At 35.5% G+C, this 603-nt stretch carries 1 protein-coding gene; it reads left to right on the top strand.

The features are described from left to right. A partial coding sequence (locus SM447_RS29490; RefSeq protein WP_474576135.1) for a T7SS effector LXG polymorphic toxin occupies positions 1-603 on the top strand: 603 nt, incomplete at both ends.

The following is a 603-nucleotide window of genomic DNA, read 5'->3' as shown; positions in this document are numbered from 1 at the left end:
TTCAACAGAAAACTTTAAAGATGAACGTGCCAGTGCAGATAAGAAACGTGAAAAAACAATTGATAAAATTGGGGAAGTAGATGGTGATTTAACAACTGAATATGCATTAACAGAGCCTAACGAACAATTCATTGAGCAAGATTTTAAAAAGTTGCAGGAGTCAACAGGCAAAGGAAAGAACGCTACACCAATTCACTACAATGCCAAAGCGTATAGAGAAAGTGACATACATAAGAAAAAAGGCGATATTGAAAAACGTACTGAAGCTTACTTGACGATTAAGAAGAAGGAAGAAAAAGAACGAGAGATTGAAAAACTGAAAGAAAGACTAAAGAATAACGATTATGCAGATGCCGATGAATTCTATTCAATGGCCAAAACCATTGGTTATGAAAATCTGACAGCTGAACAACAAAGATATTTCACACAAATTGAAAATACACGGGAACTAATGGCTGGAGCCAAAGGTACTGTTACCGCCCTTTATGATATGACAGCTGAAACATTAGACTATATGGCACACAATCACCCTGTTGACATGTTTATTAATTCTGCAGTTGCAGTTTATCACTATGATTCCACATTTAATTCGATTAAAGATGC

The sequence above is a fragment of the Micromonospora aridisoli genome, from assembly GCF_056150025.1.
This window is presented reverse-complemented; position numbering and strand designations above follow the sequence as displayed.